The organism is Candidatus Polarisedimenticolia bacterium, from assembly GCA_035764505.1.
Lineage (GTDB): Bacteria > Acidobacteriota > Polarisedimenticolia > Gp22-AA2 > AA152 > AA152.
Map to the genome: position 1 here is coordinate 16444 of DASTZC010000027.1, position 13876 is coordinate 30319.

General features: G+C 66.3%; 12 protein-coding genes. 5 read left to right on the forward strand and 7 right to left on the reverse strand.

All coding sequences use genetic code 11. The annotated features are described in order from the left end of the window. Positions 1-36: 36 nt before the first annotated feature. The 4 genes from VFW45_01840 to VFW45_01855 all read right to left on the reverse strand — a co-directional run bounded on the left by VFW45_01840 (position 37) and on the right by VFW45_01855 (position 4527). Positions 37-1338, reverse strand: coding sequence for a hypothetical protein (locus tag VFW45_01840; GenBank protein ID HEU5179506.1), 1302 nt, complete (start codon positions 1336-1338; stop codon positions 37-39). 396 nt (positions 1339-1734) lie between these two features. Beyond that, positions 1735-2511 carry a hypothetical protein gene (locus tag VFW45_01845; protein HEU5179507.1) on the reverse strand — a complete coding sequence of 259 codons (777 nt, stop codon included), beginning with the start codon at positions 2509-2511 and terminating at the stop codon, positions 1735-1737. Positions 2512-2519: 8 nt separating this feature from the next. Further along, the gene (locus VFW45_01850) at positions 2520-3404 is read right to left on the reverse strand and encodes an NAD(P)-dependent oxidoreductase (protein HEU5179508.1); all 885 of its coding nucleotides are present in this window, start codon (positions 3402-3404) and stop codon (positions 2520-2522) included. A 13-nt stretch (positions 3405-3417) separates the two neighbouring features. Continuing rightward, complete coding sequence (locus VFW45_01855) at positions 3418-4527, reverse strand: trypsin-like peptidase domain-containing protein (GenBank protein ID HEU5179509.1); 1110 nt, start codon at positions 4525-4527, stop codon at positions 3418-3420. 467 nt (positions 4528-4994) lie between these two features. Here VFW45_01855 and VFW45_01860 point away from each other — a divergent pair, with 467 nt between their 5' ends. After that, positions 4995-5321, forward strand: a complete 327-nt coding sequence (locus VFW45_01860; protein ID HEU5179510.1) for a hypothetical protein — start codon at positions 4995-4997, stop codon at positions 5319-5321. A 70-nt stretch (positions 5322-5391) separates the two neighbouring features. Here VFW45_01860 and VFW45_01865 read toward each other — a convergent pair whose 3' ends face one another. From VFW45_01865 to VFW45_01875, 3 genes are all read right to left on the reverse strand, one after another. Then, the gene (locus tag VFW45_01865; protein ID HEU5179511.1) at positions 5392-6159 is read right to left on the reverse strand and encodes an ABC transporter permease; all 768 of its coding nucleotides are present in this window, start codon (positions 6157-6159) and stop codon (positions 5392-5394) included. Further along, positions 6152-7084 carry an ATP-binding cassette domain-containing protein gene (locus tag VFW45_01870; protein HEU5179512.1) on the reverse strand — a complete coding sequence of 311 codons (933 nt, stop codon included), beginning with the start codon at positions 7082-7084 and terminating at the stop codon, positions 6152-6154. The genes VFW45_01865 and VFW45_01870 overlap by 8 nt, the downstream gene beginning before the upstream one ends. Positions 7085-7167: 83 nt before the next feature. Beyond that, positions 7168-8148 (reverse strand): helix-turn-helix domain-containing protein, encoded by a 981-nt coding sequence (locus tag VFW45_01875; protein HEU5179513.1) that lies wholly within the window; start codon positions 8146-8148, stop codon positions 7168-7170. A 361-nt stretch (positions 8149-8509) separates the two neighbouring features. On the opposite strand from VFW45_01875, the gene VFW45_01880 reads away from it, so the two are divergent. The 4 genes from VFW45_01880 to VFW45_01895 form a co-directional block, all read left to right on the forward strand. Beyond that, on the forward strand, positions 8510-11371 hold the full coding sequence (locus VFW45_01880) for an alkaline phosphatase family protein (protein ID HEU5179514.1): 2862 nt from the start codon (positions 8510-8512) through the stop codon (positions 11369-11371). Between the two features lie 28 nt (positions 11372-11399). Continuing rightward, positions 11400-12503, forward strand: a complete 1104-nt coding sequence (locus VFW45_01885) for an aminoglycoside phosphotransferase family protein (GenBank protein HEU5179515.1) — start codon at positions 11400-11402, stop codon at positions 12501-12503. A 53-nt stretch (positions 12504-12556) separates the two neighbouring features. Next, positions 12557-13333 (forward strand): polysaccharide deacetylase family protein, encoded by a 777-nt coding sequence (locus VFW45_01890; protein HEU5179516.1) that lies wholly within the window; start codon positions 12557-12559, stop codon positions 13331-13333. Next, positions 13330-13876 (forward strand): AMP-binding protein (locus VFW45_01895; protein ID HEU5179517.1); only part of this gene is annotated, 547 nt, incomplete at its 3' end. The genes VFW45_01890 and VFW45_01895, both read left to right, overlap by 4 nt.

Below are 13876 nucleotides of genomic sequence, written 5' to 3' on the forward strand. Positions count from 1 at the left end.
CGACGCACGAGAATTACAGACTACGAGCGCCTTCGCTCAGGGTTGAGGCCAGGCGGGCGGGACGAAGCCCGGTAGGAAGCCCAGCTCGGCCGGAAAGTCAGCTGGCGCTGGGGGTATTCCGGTTTTCGCCCATGCTTCGACGACCTGGATCGCGCGGAGCGCTTGCTCGGTGGTGGCGCAGGGGACGTGCCCGATCACCGTCGTATAGACCTGGAACAACAGGTCGTCCCGGCCCGCGGCCGCGACCGTGTTCCGGTATGCGGCTTGGCTGGTCACCGGCATGGCCTGATCCACAAATGCGTGGAGCGTCAGCACGGGGCGCTTGATCAATCCGCTGAAATCCGCGAAGTGGTTGAGGTAGTTTCTCGACTCTTGTGGAGCCACGAAGTTCCGGCGGGCGTTCATCGCTCCGAGGAGAGGATCGGCATCCACGCCCAGGCCCGCCAGGTAGGCCTTTTCCGCCACGGTCAGCGCGTAGGCATGGCTGATGTTCTGGGCGATGGGTCCCCCGACCCGGCGCTCCCACTCGGCCTCCCCCTCGGTAGCAAGGAAGAAGGGCAGGTCGATCAACGCTCTAGGGAAATACCCGGGGGGCGGTTCGATCCCCGAGCCGGGGATACCGGCCACCAGCCTGAGGAACTCGAAGCGGCCGAAGTTCGCCGGGTCGCCGGCCTGGGCGGAGAGGATCGGCAGCACCTCCGTGTCGTAGTCGAGGTCGTCGCGGACATCGCCAGGAGTGCCCCATGAGGCGGGCATGCCGAACGTGACGTCGTAGGCCAGTCGGAGGACGAGGAAGTGATCCACAACCCGCGACGCCCCCGCGGCCAGCCCGCATTGAGATAGGTAGCCGTCGAAGGCCCCGCCGTTGCGCTCCGCGGTTTCCAGGGTGATGAGCCCCCCCATGGAGTTGCCCCATAGGATGGAGGTCGTCGGCATGGCGATGTTCTCCCTGAAGTAGCTGAGCAGCGCCACGACGTCATCGAGTCCCTCCTCCACCGAATAGCCGTTGCTTTTCCGTGGAGTGCCCGCGAGCGCGTAGCCTCGCGTGAGGAAGACGTTGCGGTCAACACCGGCCGGCACGAGAGTCGGGTTGCGGTTGTCGATCTCCCCGGGATGGTCGGCCAGGTCGGTGTAGCCGCGCTGGAAGAGGAGAAGCGTCCCGTTCCAGTCGGCGGGGACGATGATCCGAAAGGGCGCCCCGTTGATCTCGCCCGTAATGTCGAGTGGCCCGGGCTGGGTGTTCGCAGCCCTCACCGGCAGGATCCCAGCGATGGTCAGCAACGCAAACGCGACGATCATGCTCCGCATGAATCTGCCCGGGAGATCGGCATTTCTCATCTCTTTCTCCTTTTGTCTTTCGACACGCGGTTCACGCCCACTTCACAGCGATACTCCAAGGTCGCCTCAGGTCAGCTTTGGTTCAGGACCAGGAAGAGGCCACGAGCCGGTTGCGGACGCCAGCCGGATTTTCGCAGCCGTTTCATAACCCGCGATGGGTACCGAAGGCGCCGGGGGGCTCGCGCGCTCCAATTCTCCCCAGGCCGCAGCGAGCGGGAGTCGATCAGGCGACTGTCAAGGCTGAGGAGGAAGTTTTCCGGGGCAGGAGCATGGGGTCGGCAGAATCTTTCGCCGCGCGGCCTGGTCTCCGGGCTCGGCCTTCGACTTCTAAACCGGCGGGTGATTCGGATGGGGAACGGAACGAAGGAATCGGGTCGCCCGATACCCCAGTCAGTGCTAGTGCGCGAAAATGGCGAGGTTAGTCCAGCGCGTTTCGTAGCGACCCTTGCTCGCGGAGACGAGCTCGATGTAGGCGATCAGCACCGAGCCTCGCCGCGGCAGGGAAACCGTGGCGGAACCCAGCTTGTCGGTCCTGACGCCCTGAGTCTTCCTCGCCGGAGCCAGGATGCGGGCGTAGGCGTCCGGCAGGGGCTTGCCGTCCTTCAGAATCTCGAACTTGATGTCCCAGCCATCGGGCGGCACAAGGTTCACCCGGACGAGCCTGATCTCGATCGGCAGCCCGAAGTCCAATCCGCCGGGAGCTTTTCCATAGTCCCGCAAACCAATTCCCTTGAGGATCCGTGAATAGGTCTCGTGCACCGTGGGAGCGTCGCCATCCAGGATCGCGGCGATGCGCCCGGGCGGCAGCCCAACTTCCTCAGCCAGGTACTCGCGGGCCTCGTCGAGCTTCAGGTCGATCTCACGCGTCGGGCCCAGAACCGAGACGGCGAAAGGCTGGTCCGTAGTCACGCGCCCGACGAGCGTCGGCTCGAGGCCGAAATCGGGAAGCGGCTGAACCGGCGGGCCACTGACCATCATGCGGGGCTCCCGATAGTCCTCGACCTTCTTGACCTCGTCGACCTTCGGGAATTTTGCGCTCAGGACGGCCTGGATGACGATGGACTTCCTGGAATCCGGGTCCTGTTCCAGATCCAGCCAGAGGTCGTGGGCCACGCACGGAGAGGACATCCCCAGGAGCAGAAGGCAGGCGGGAATACGTCGTGAGAACGGCATGGCTGTCGTCAGGAATCGAGCAGGGTGCCGGCACGCTTTTCCGCCATCTTGGCGATGGCCACGAAGTCCTCCTCGCCGAGACGTTCGGCCATCGCCTCGGAGAAAACCTCGCTGGTGGTCCCGCAGCCGGGAAGATCGAGTCCGAGCCGACCGGCTTCTCGCATCGCCAGCTTGATGTCCTTGTCCATGAGCTTCAGCGAGAAGTTGGTGGAGAAGTCGCGCTTCAGGAGAAAGGGCGTCTTGTAGCGGAAGAGGCCGGAGTTCCCCGCCGAGTTCTCCAGGACCTGGGCCGTCAGCGACGGAGAGAGCCCCAGGCGCTTGCCCAGCGCCAGCCCTTCCGACCAGACCACCAGCATGCCGGCCTGGATCAGGTTGAGCACCAGCTTGGCCCGGGTGCCGTCTCCGGGGCGGCCGACGTGGAGGATCGTTTTCCCCAGCATTGCGAGGATCGGGCGCCCCTTCTCCAGATCTTCCGCGGAGGCACCTGCCAGGATCGTGAGCGTCGCCTCCACCGCGCCGGAGCGGCTGCCGGTGACCGGCGCATCCACAAAGGCGATGCCTGCCGAGCCGCAATCGGCGGCCAGCGCCTCGATCTGCTCGATCGACTGGGTCCCCATGTTGATCAGGACGGCGCCGCGGCCCAGGGCCGACAGCGCCCCGGAAGGGCCCCGCAATACCTCGTCCAGGGCCGCGGGGTCCGCCACCATCACCACGCAAGCCTGCGCCCCCTCCACCGCTTTCGCGGGACTGTTCTCACGCCGCGCCCCCTCGTCGACGAGGCGGTCCCCCTTGCCGGCGCTGCGGTTCCAGATGCACAGGTCGGCGCCGCCGCGCAGCAGATTGCGGGCCATCGGCTCGCCCATGGTGCCGAGTCCCAGGAAGGCGACCTTCATCGTCATTCTTCTCCTAGTTCACCGGGCGCAGCGTCACGTCGACTTTCGTGCGGGCGTCGTCGCGCAGAACCTCCACCGTCACCCGATCTCCGACCTTGTGCAGGTCGAGGATGTCCCGTAGATCGTTGACGGTGCTGACCTTTTTCCCATCCACCGCGGTGATGATGTCGCCCACCATGACGTCGCCCGAGCGCATCTCGCGCGAGCCGCGCAGCCCCGCCTCCGCGGCGGCGCTCCCCGGGGAGACGCGCCGGATAATCACGCCGTCGATGTCCCAGCGCCGGGCGATCGGATCGCTGTAGAAGATGACTCCGAAGCCGGGCCGGATGACCTTGCCGTAGGCCACCAGCTGAGGAACTATCCGGTTGATCGTGTCGACCGGGACCGCGAAGCCCACGCCGGCAAAGGCGCCGGAAGGGCTCAAGATCTGCGTGTTGACCCCGATGAGCCGCCCGCTGCTGTCGAGCAACGGCCCGCCCGAATTGCCCGGGTTGATGGCGGCGTCGGTCTGGATGACCCCTTGGATAGTGCGCTCCGACATCGACTGGATGGTGCGCTCCAAGGCGCTCACCACCCCCGTCGTAAGGGTATGGTCCAAACCGAAGGGGTTGCCGATCGCCAGGACCTTCTGGCCGACTCTCAGGTTGGCCGAGCTGCCAAGCTTGACCGGGGAAAGGGTGTCGGGGGGAGCCTCGATCCGCAGAACGGCCAGGTCCTGATCCTGATCGGAGCCGACGACCTTCGCCTTGTGCTCCTTGCCGTCGGAGGTGACCACCTGGATCGAATTGGCCCCCGCAATCACGTGGTAATTGGTCACGACATTCCCCTGGCGATCCCAGATGAATCCCGACCCGGAGCCCTGGGGGACCTCGAACAGGTTCATCGACCAGAAGTCGCGCTGCAAGGCGGCGGTGGTGATGAAAACGACCGACTGGGAGGCCTTTTCGAACACCGAGATGGTGGCCAGCTCGTCCGGGGTGAGGTCGCCGGAGGGCGCCACCTCCCGGGGTCTGGCTTCGGCGGGCGGGAGCGAAGGGTTCCCCTGTACGCAAGAGCTCGAGGCGACAACCGCCGCGATGAAAAGAGGGAAGAACAGGGGAAGCCGGACGGTGGATTGGCTCATGACGCAGGGATTCTACACGATAAAAAACGGCCTTTCAGGGGGATCAGGCGCCCGCGGGGTATCGGGGGAAACCCGGCTTGTCGAAGAAGTAAAGAACCCCGCCGAACCCGGTTTCCGGGGGGCGGAATTTGCCGGAAGGGGACCTTTCCCCTACAATCGAGCACCCGGTCAGCTAACCGTCAGGAGCACCTCAATGCCTCCCTGTACGGCGCGAACCTCCGCAGCGTCGCGGCCCCCCGGCTCGAGAGGGGGAGAAGGGCCCGGGCCGACGGACGCGGAACTCCTTGCCGAAGTGGAGGTTTTGCCGGGTTTCACAGGCGTGTCTCGAGGACCTCCGATCCAGCGATGGGCCTTTTCGCGGCTCGGGTGATGCCCGGGAAAGAATGAACGAATTCGGTAATAATCAGACAGTCCGGAACAGCCAGGAAGGGATCGACTCAATTCTTATCTCACCCCAAGGAGGAACGATGAGAAAGCTCGCGGTTTGGGTTGTCGCGTTGTTTGTTGCGGCTGTGCTGGCAGCCCCGGTTACGGCGGTGCTGGCGGGCGAGAAGACCCACGAAGTGAAGGGCGAGGTGGTCTCGGTGAACGTCGAGGGGAAGACCCTGACGTTCAAGGACGAGACGGGCCAGAGCAAGACCGTCCCCGCCATGGGGAAGGCGATTGACTCCCTGAAGACCCTGAAGGCCGGCGATCACGTCGTGCTGACCTGCACCGATGACGAGCGCGGCGGACACCTTGGCGTCACGGCGATCAAGCTCGACAACAAGACGGAGCCGCCCAAGCAGGGATAGCTCCTCGCGCACGGATCTGAAGCCGGGCCCGACCTTCGGGCCCGGCTTTTCTGCTTTAAGAGCCACCGGATCAGGAGATATGGCGGCGCAGGACCCGCGTCCCGGCAAGGAGCGCCACCAGATCGAAGGCCGCCAGAACCAGCGCCATCTTCCCCAGGTAGGCCCAATCCCAGCCCGACACGACCAGCGTCCGCATTCCGTTCACGGCGTAAGTCATGGGGTTCAAGCGGGCGCAGACGGCCATCCACCCGGGCATGCGCTCCAGGGGGACGAAGGCGCTGGAGAGGAACGCCAGCGGCAGGGTCAGGAAGCTCAGAATGGCGAAGAACTCGCCGTGGTTGGTCAGCGTGAAGGCGAGCATCAGAGAGATAACGGTCAGCGCGAAGCCGAGCAGCCATCCCAGGATGATCAGGGCGGCCAGCCCGGGAATGCCCGTGGCGATGCGCGCCCCCAGGAGAAAGGCCAGGCCGACAATCAGCAGCACTTGGATAGTGGAAACCAGGTTCACGTAGAGGAAGCGGCTCGCCAGGATCGAAGCGCGCGAGATGGGGGCGGCGAGGATGCGGGTGAGCGTGCCATTCTCCTTGTCGAAGAGCAGCTCGATTCCTCCCGACAGGCTGCTGCCGAAGACGGTGAGCGCTACGATGCCGGGAAGGATGAAGGTGCGGTAGGTGCCGCCCGGCAGGCTTTCCGGCGCCATGCGCCCGAACGCGCCGCCGAAGAAGACCAGGAACACGATGGGGGAAACCAGGGCGAAGGTGATGCTGAAGCGCTCGCGCCGCAGGTGGATCAGCCAGCGGACCAGCTGGGCGCGGGTTTCCTGGATGAACTCAGCCACGCGGCGCCTCCTCGTCGATGCGGTGCCCTGTGGCCTTAAGGAAGACCTCCTCCAGACCGGGGCGCGAGTAGGCGATGCGCTGCACCCGCGTGCCGCCCGCGGCCGCCGCCTCCAGGACCTTGGGAAGCGCCGTCTCGTTCGCCTCCACGTAAATCGACAGGCGGGTCCCGTCGCTGAGGGTGTCCTTGACGAAGGAGAGCGCTCCCAGGGTGCGCGCCAGAGACGCCATCGAGCCGGCCGCCTCGGCCGGCACCTCGAGGGTGATCACATCGCCTCCCAGAGCGGCGCGCAGCTCGTCCGGGGTCCCCGATACGGCGATGCGTCCCCGGTCGATCACCGCCACCCGATCGCACAGCCGGTCCGCCTCGTCCATGTAGTTGGTACACAGGAACACGGTGACGCCGCGCTGCTTGAGCCCGGAAACGTAGCGCCACAACTCGGAGCGTACCTTGACGTCCAGACCGAGCGACGGCTCGTCGAGAAAGAGAATGCGCGGCTCGTGCACCAGGCCGCAGGCGAGATCGAGCTTCTTCTTCATGCCGCCCGAATAAGTGCGCACCGGACGATCGGCGGCCTCGCCCAGATCCACCAGCTCGAGGAGTTCGGCGATGCGCCGCTCTTTCACGCCGCGCTCGAGATGGTACATGCCGGCGAACCAGCTCAGATTTTCCCTTCCGGTCAGGGCCCGGTCCGCGGTCAGCTCCTGGGGAACGTAACCGAACAGGCGGCGGGCCTCGGCGCTGCGGCGCAGGATGTCGACGCCCGCCATCTCGGCGCTTCCCGAATCGGGCCGTGTCAGGGTAATCAACACCTTGACCGTGGTGGTCTTGCCGGCCCCGTTCGGACCGAGCAAGCCGAAGGTCTCTCCCTCGCGCACTTCGAGATCGACTCCGTCGAGGGCGGTCACCTCGCCGTAGCGCTTCACCAATCCTCGTGTCCGGATCATGGTGGTGCGGAGCTTGTTGCTCTCATGACATCGATTATTGTCGTCTCGGATCCGAACGGCGGTCAATAGGCGTGAATGAGGTGATGGCGAGAATTCGATCGCAAGATGGGCGTGATCCAGTCCCGATCATACAGCTCACGCCAGGGATTCGGTAGCTGTTCCCGTACGGGAAACAAGCGGCGCGCGAGCACCCGCCGCCAGGTCCACCGGTTCTCCGTGAGGTGAAGCCGCATCGCGGGCGTGCTGGGATCAGGACGGCGCTCCGAGCGCCACTTGATGAAGTTTCTCCAAACCATCGCCAGGAACAATCTTTCGACCAATGCATTGATGCGCCGGCCGAACGCGATGGTCTCGCGGCGGTGATGTGCCAGGCTGTGACGCAGCAGGGCGTGCAGCTGGTCCACGGGGAACATGGCCCGGTCGCGGGCAAGCATCTCCGGCGTACGCACCGTCCCCTTCGGGCCGCGTCGTGGGTTGGGAAAACGCTGGAACCGGACTCGACCCGACAATGCTGCTGCGGTCCGATCGTAGGCGGGATGACCGTCGCCCGCCAGATTCAGACTTCCCGTTTCGGGAGTCAGTCTCAGCAGGAGCTCGACGATGCGTCGGGTCGACGCCTCGTATCCACCGTGCAGCTTGCGAGAAGGCCGCCGCAGCAGGCGATCCTCTTGGGCAGCCGATTTCTTCCCGGTGCGAGGATGCGGCGCCGGATCGACGCCGTAGAGAAACCACGAGTCGCGGCCGACGGCTGTTGCGACCCCGAAAGGGAAATCCTGGCTGAACTCGAAGGTCTCGAAATGATCGAGGACCACGGTTTCGGTCAAGCGGCCCTCGAGATATTTGAGGGTGTGCGCGCTCAGCAGCAATGCGTGACGCCCGAGCCGCGCACTCAGCCGCGTGACGGTGGAGGGCGCGCAGCCGAGGGTGCGCGCCAGCTGCCGGTGGGCACAGCCGGCCTGCAGGCCCGCAGCAATGGGAACCAGCAGCTCGGGGCGCTTGAGGTAATAGGACACCGCGAAGCTCTGTCTCGAGAAGCTGCGCATGCAGACGGCGCAACGAAAGCGAGGGACCGAAGAGCGCCGTCGCGTGGAATACGCTCCATGGTGCTGATATCTGTAGCCGGGCATCCGGCGCCTGTGCTGGGGACAGTCGGGCCAGGGGCAGAAACGCGGACGGAAAAATCGCAAGCGCTCAATTGGGATCTTGGGCCAGCGCATGAGTGCCGGAAGTTCAAGAACCGTGCCGCAAGTCGTGATGAGGACGTATTAAGGACAAAGGAGTTATCGAACCTGTAATTCAGGCCGACGTTCATGGGCGCATTCGCTGGAAACGATCGTGTCCGCCCGTGAACTAACAAGCTCCGCACCACCATGGGTATAATCGCGGGGTGGAAGGACGCTTCGCGTGATCAACAAGGCCCGCCGCTTCTGGCCTGCGATTCTCGCCGCGGCCCTGATCGCCCTCGCCGCCCTCTTGATCATCCGGATTCCCTCCGACAGCCGGGCCGTAGTGCGCGGCAGCTTCGGCGTCGGCGAGGCGCGCCTGCTGGAGCCGGGATGGCACCTGCGCGTGCCGCTGCTGCAGTCGGTACACCGCTACCCGGCCGGAGCGCTGGAAATCGCCGGCACCGAGGAGGTCACCTCCTCCGAGGGCGTCAACCTGCGCTTCCCGTATCGCCTGTCGGCGCGCATCGATCCGGCCCATCTTCTGCAGTTCGACGAGAACGCCCGCGGGCGCGGGGCCCGGGAGTTCCTGGCGGAAAGACTGCACCGCCTGCTGGCGGCGGGATTCTCCGATACCTCCGCCGGTGTCTGGGCCGCGGGAACGGAAGCCCCTCCGACCGACACGATTGAGGGCGAGCTGCAGGCGCTTGGGCTGACCTCGGTGTCGCTCTCGCTGGATCGTCCCGAAGCGCCGCAGGAGGCCACCAACGCGGCCCTGCTGGCTCAGATACGCGGCAAGAGCCGCCGTCAGACTTCCAAGATACTTCTCGTCGGGCTGGACGGCGCCGACTGGCAGCTGATCGACCCCTGGATTGCCCAGGGCAAGCTGCCGAACCTGGCGCGCCTCAAGGCGCGCTCCGCCTGGGCCAACCTCAAATCGCTGCAGCCGATTCTGTCCCCCTTGCTGTGGACCAGCGTCGCTACCGGCCGCCGGCCGGAAGAGCATGGCGTGGTCGACTTCCTGGTCAAGGATCCCGCGACCGGAGAGAAGGTCCCGATCTCCTCGCGCTTCCGCAAGGTCCCGGCGTTGTGGAACCTGTTCAGCGAGATGGGGCGCACGGTCGGAGTGGTGGCCTGGTGGGCCTCCTATCCCGCTGAGCCGGTGCACGGCGTCATCGTCTCCGATCGGGTTGCCTACTCTCTGTTCGGCTACAAGGCCGATCCGGCGAGCCTCCCGGGGGTCGCCTACCCCGAGGACTACCTGGCGTCGATCAAGGACCGGCTGGTCACCGACGCGGACGTGACCCTGGCCGAGGTGAACGAGTTCGCCGACATCACGGCCACGGAGTTCCAGGAAAGACGGGCGCAGATCGATCACGCCGAAGCGCGCAAGGCCTATGCCGATCCGGTGAATCATCTCACCCGGATTCTGGCTTCGACGCGCACCTACCAGGCCGCCTCTTTGGATCTCCTCGCGCGCGGGCAGCCGGATCTCATGCTCGTCTACTACCAGGGGATCGATGAAATGGGGCATCGCTTCATGCACCTGATGCCGCCGAAGATGGCGATGGCCGATGCCGGCGACTACCGCCGCTTCCACGGGGCGGTGGAGGCCTTCTACCGTTACCAGGACCGCCTCCTGGGCGAGCTCATCGCCAAGGCGGATCCGAACTCCCTCGTAATCGTCCTGTCGGATCACGGCTTCAAGAACGGGCCGGGACGTCCCACCGACGATCCGCCCTACATCGAGGGAAAGCCCGGGAAATGGCATCGCCTCTACGGCATCTTCATGATGGCCGGCCCCGGCGTGAAGCCGGGCCAGATCGACACCGTGTCGCTGCTGGATCTGGCCCCGACAATCCTGGCGGCCGCCGGATTGCCCCCTTCGGAGCAGATGTCCGGAAGGGTGCTCGCCGAGGCTTTCACGCCGGAGCGGGCAGGCGAGCTGGTGCAGGAAAGAGTGGCGAGCTATGACGCCCTGGGACACGCGGGAGCCGCTGTCGGCGCCGGTTCTTCCGCGGCGGACAAGGAGATGATCGCCAACCTGCGCTCCCTGGGATACATCGGCGGCGCCGGAGAGGCCGCGCCGGAGGAGACGGGTGCCGCGCCGGCCGCGGCGGCGCCTGGAGGGGAGACCGTCACCTATCATACGAACCTGGCGACGCTCCAGCTGAAGGCGAAGAACTACGACGCGGCGCAAAAGGAGATCGATGAGGCGCTGAAGCTCGTTCCCGATTATGTTCCCGCGCTGATGACGCAGGCTTCGATCTTTCAGGCGACCCAGCAGCCCGACCGGGCCCTGGCGGTCTACCGGCGCCTTCTGGATTCCGGAAAAGCGGAACCGGGCGTGACCAGCGCCATGGCGGATCTCTTCGTCAAGGCGGGGAGGACGGACGACGGGGTTGCCTACTTCGAAGCGCTGCACGCGCGCGCCCCGGGCGGCGGCGACTCCGCGCTCGCGCTGGCGAAGCTGTGGGAATCGAAAGGGGATGCGGTGCGGGCCGAGGCGTTGTATCGCGAGGCGCTCTCCGCCGCGCCGGGCTCCGCCGAGCCGGCATCGCGCCTGTTCGAGATTCTCAAGAAGCGGGGGGAGGAAGGAAGCCTCGAGCCGGCCGTGCGGGCGGCGCTGCGCCAGAACGAGAACTCGACAGGCCATCACAATCTGCTGGGGCTCATCCTGGAGCGGCGGGGCGACCTGCGCGGAGCGGAGCGGGAGCTGCGCCGCGCGGTGGAGCTGGATCCCGACTATGCCGGCGTGCTCGCCAATCTCGGCGCGGTCCTCTCACGAGAGGGACGGGGGGAGGAGGCGGTCGCGGTGCTGACGCGGGCGGTGGCCAAGGAGCCCAACAATTACGAGGCGAGAATGAACCTCGGCGCGGCCCTGGGGAAATCGGGGAGGCATCAGGATGCCATCGCCCAGTTCGAGGAAGCGCGCCATCGTGGCTACCGCTCTCCGACGCTCTACAACGGGTTGGCGATCGCCTACCACGAGACGGGACAGATCCAGAAATGCATCGACAGCCTGAGGGAGTCGCTCTCGCTGGATCCCAACCAGCCGCAAGTCAAGGCGATGCTGGCCGAGGTCCAGGGAGAAAAATCGTGACCTCCGGCGCCGGCGCGCCGCCGCGACCATGACCGATCTGAAAGACCTCGCCGCCCGCTTCGTGATCCCCGGCACCTTCGTCGAAGCCGGCCCCCTCGGATCGGGCCATATCAACGAAACCTTCGTTGCCTGCTTCGAGCACGGCGCCCATCGGGCGCGCTATGTCTTCCAGCGCATCAACCGACAGGTCTTCCCCGATCCTGAAGCGGTCATGGACAACCTGCAGCGCATCCTCGCCCACCTGCACGCGGCGCTGCGAGCGGAGGGAGCGCCCGACGATTCGCGCCGGGCGCTGCGGCTGGTCCCGGCGCGCTCGGTCGAGGTTTTCTGGCGGGATGGGGGCGGCGAGATCTGGCGCTGCTTCGATTACATCGAATCAACCCACAGCTTCGACATCGTCCAGAGCCCGGCGCAGGCTCGTGAAGCCGCTTTCGCCTATGGCACCTTCCAGCGACAGCTGCGCGATCTGCCGCCGCCGCGGCTGCGGGAGACGATCCCCGGATTCCACGACACGCCGCGACGCTGGCGCAGCCTCGTGGCGGCGGTGGAAGCCGACGTCGCCAACCGGGCGGCGGGGGCCAAGCCTGAGATCGAGCTCGCTCTACAGCGGGAATCGCTGTGCGGCGCCCTGCTTGCCCGTCAGGCAGCCGGAGAGCTGAGCGAGCGGATCGTCCACAACGACACGAAGCTGAACAATGTCCTTCTCGACGAGAAGACGGGCAAAGCCCTGTGCGTGATCGATCTCGACACCACGATGCCGGGATTGTCGGCCTGGGATTTCGGGGACCTGGTGCGCTCCGCGGCCCACCGCGGGGCGGAGGACGAGGCCGATCCGGGAAAGGCGGCCGTGGACCGGGATCTCTTTGCCGCCATGGTGGAGGGATGGAAGTCTGCCCTGGGTCCCGATCTTTCGCCGCAGGAGACGGCCGTCCTGGTGCTCGGAGCGCAGGTGATCACGCTGGAGTGCGGGCTGCGCTTCCTGGCCGATTACCTGGCGGGAGACCGCTACTTCCGGACCTCCCGCCCCAATCAGAATCTGGACCGCTGCCGGATGCACTGGGCGCTGCTGCGCTCCCTGGAGCAGCGCGCCGGCGAGCTGGAGGAGATAGCGTCCGCGCCTTTGCGGCAGTGAGAAGTTTGCCCCGTCGAGGGGGTGCGGCGCTTCCATGCGATAGAATCGCCGTCATGGCACGCACCCTTGCCTCGATCGTGGTGCCGCTTTTCTCCTTCCTGGGAGCGATTCTGCTCTCCGGGCCCACGCGCTGGATCTCCGCCGCGATCTGCATCGCCGGCAGCGCCATCGTCATGTTCGGCCTGCTCCATCCGGGCAGCCGGCTGTACGGCAGGGGGCTCTCGGCCGGCCCGGCGCGCAACCGGGTGGCGCTCACCTTCGACGACGGCCCCCATCCGGTGGACACGCCCGCCATCCTGAGCGCTCTCGAGGAATGCGGCGCCCGGGCGACCTTCTTCTTCGTGGGAGAGAAGGCGCGGCGCCATCCCGACCTGGTGCAGCGCGCCGCCGCTTCGGGGCACGAGGTCGGCGCCCATTCCGATACCCATCCCTGGTGGTTCAGCCTCGCCAGCCGCGCCCGCCTGCGGCGCGAGGTGCGCGACTGTGCGGCGACGCTGGCGCGATTGTCGGGGAAAAAACCGCGCTACTTCCGGCCGCCGATGGGACACAAAGGACTGTCGCTGGAGGAAGTCCTGCGGGAAGAAGGGCTGACCATGGTGATCTGGTCGGCGCGTCCCTTCGACACGATGAGCCGGAGCCCCGATTCGATTCGCCTGCACCTGCTCGACCGGGCGACCCCGGGCGGAATCCTCCTGCTGCACGAGGGAATCCGCCGGCGAATCGCCGGCGTCTCGCACACGGTCCTGGCGCTGCCGGGAATCCTGAGCGGGCTCAAGGAGCGCGGCTTGGAGCCCGTGACGCTGCGGGACCTGCTGGAGGAGGAGCGATGAGCGCGCCGCGCGAGCTGGTGGAGCGGCTCGAAGCCGCAGTGCATCTTTCGGGCTGCGCGCTGCAGGAGGTGGGGGGCGACGCGCTTAGGGGAAGGGAGCTCCTGGAACAAGTCGAAATGGCCGCGCGCACCCTGCGATCGGCCGGCGTGCGCAAGGGGGATCTGGTTCTCTCCCGCGCATTGCGCGGAAGAGCGCTGGTGATCGGGCTCCTGGGGACCTGGTCCTGCGACGCGGCGGCGGCGGCGATCGAAGCGCCCGTCGCGCCGGCGGAGCTGGAAGCGATCCTGCGCGATCTCCAGGCCGGTTTTCTCCTGGAGGCCGACGCCGCCGGCAAGCTCAAGTGCACCCGCAGGACGCCGAGCGGCAGGCGGCTCCCTGCGGACACCGCCATGGTGAAGCTCACCTCGGGAAGCACCGGCAGGTCCCGCGGCATCGCGGTCGGCGCCTCGCACCTGATCGCCGATGGCCGGCAGGTCATTGCGGCGATGAGAATCCACCCGGGCGACATCAATATCGCCGCCATTCCCATGTCGCACTCCTATG

What these genes read in the sequence shown, in the direction of transcription:
- VFW45_01840 (HEU5179506.1), bottom strand. Translation starts at nt 1,338, where the DNA reads ATGAGAAATGCCGATCTCCCGGGCAGATTCATGCGGAGCATGATCGTC.
- VFW45_01845 (HEU5179507.1), bottom strand. Translation starts at nt 2,511, where the DNA reads ATGCCGTTCTCACGACGTATTCCCGCCTGCCTTCTGCTCCTGGGGATG.
- VFW45_01850 (HEU5179508.1), bottom strand. Translation starts at nt 3,404, where the DNA reads ATGAAGGTCGCCTTCCTGGGACTCGGCACCATGGGCGAGCCGATGGCC.
- VFW45_01855 (HEU5179509.1), bottom strand. Translation starts at nt 4,527, where the DNA reads ATGAGCCAATCCACCGTCCGGCTTCCCCTGTTCTTCCCTCTTTTCATC.
- VFW45_01860 (HEU5179510.1), top strand. Translation starts at nt 4,995, where the DNA reads ATGAGAAAGCTCGCGGTTTGGGTTGTCGCGTTGTTTGTTGCGGCTGTG.
- VFW45_01875 (HEU5179513.1), bottom strand. Translation starts at nt 8,148, where the DNA reads ATGCGCAGCTTCTCGAGACAGAGCTTCGCGGTGTCCTATTACCTCAAG.
- VFW45_01885 (HEU5179515.1), top strand. Translation starts at nt 11,400, where the DNA reads ATGACCGATCTGAAAGACCTCGCCGCCCGCTTCGTGATCCCCGGCACC.
- VFW45_01890 (HEU5179516.1), top strand. Translation starts at nt 12,557, where the DNA reads ATGGCACGCACCCTTGCCTCGATCGTGGTGCCGCTTTTCTCCTTCCTG.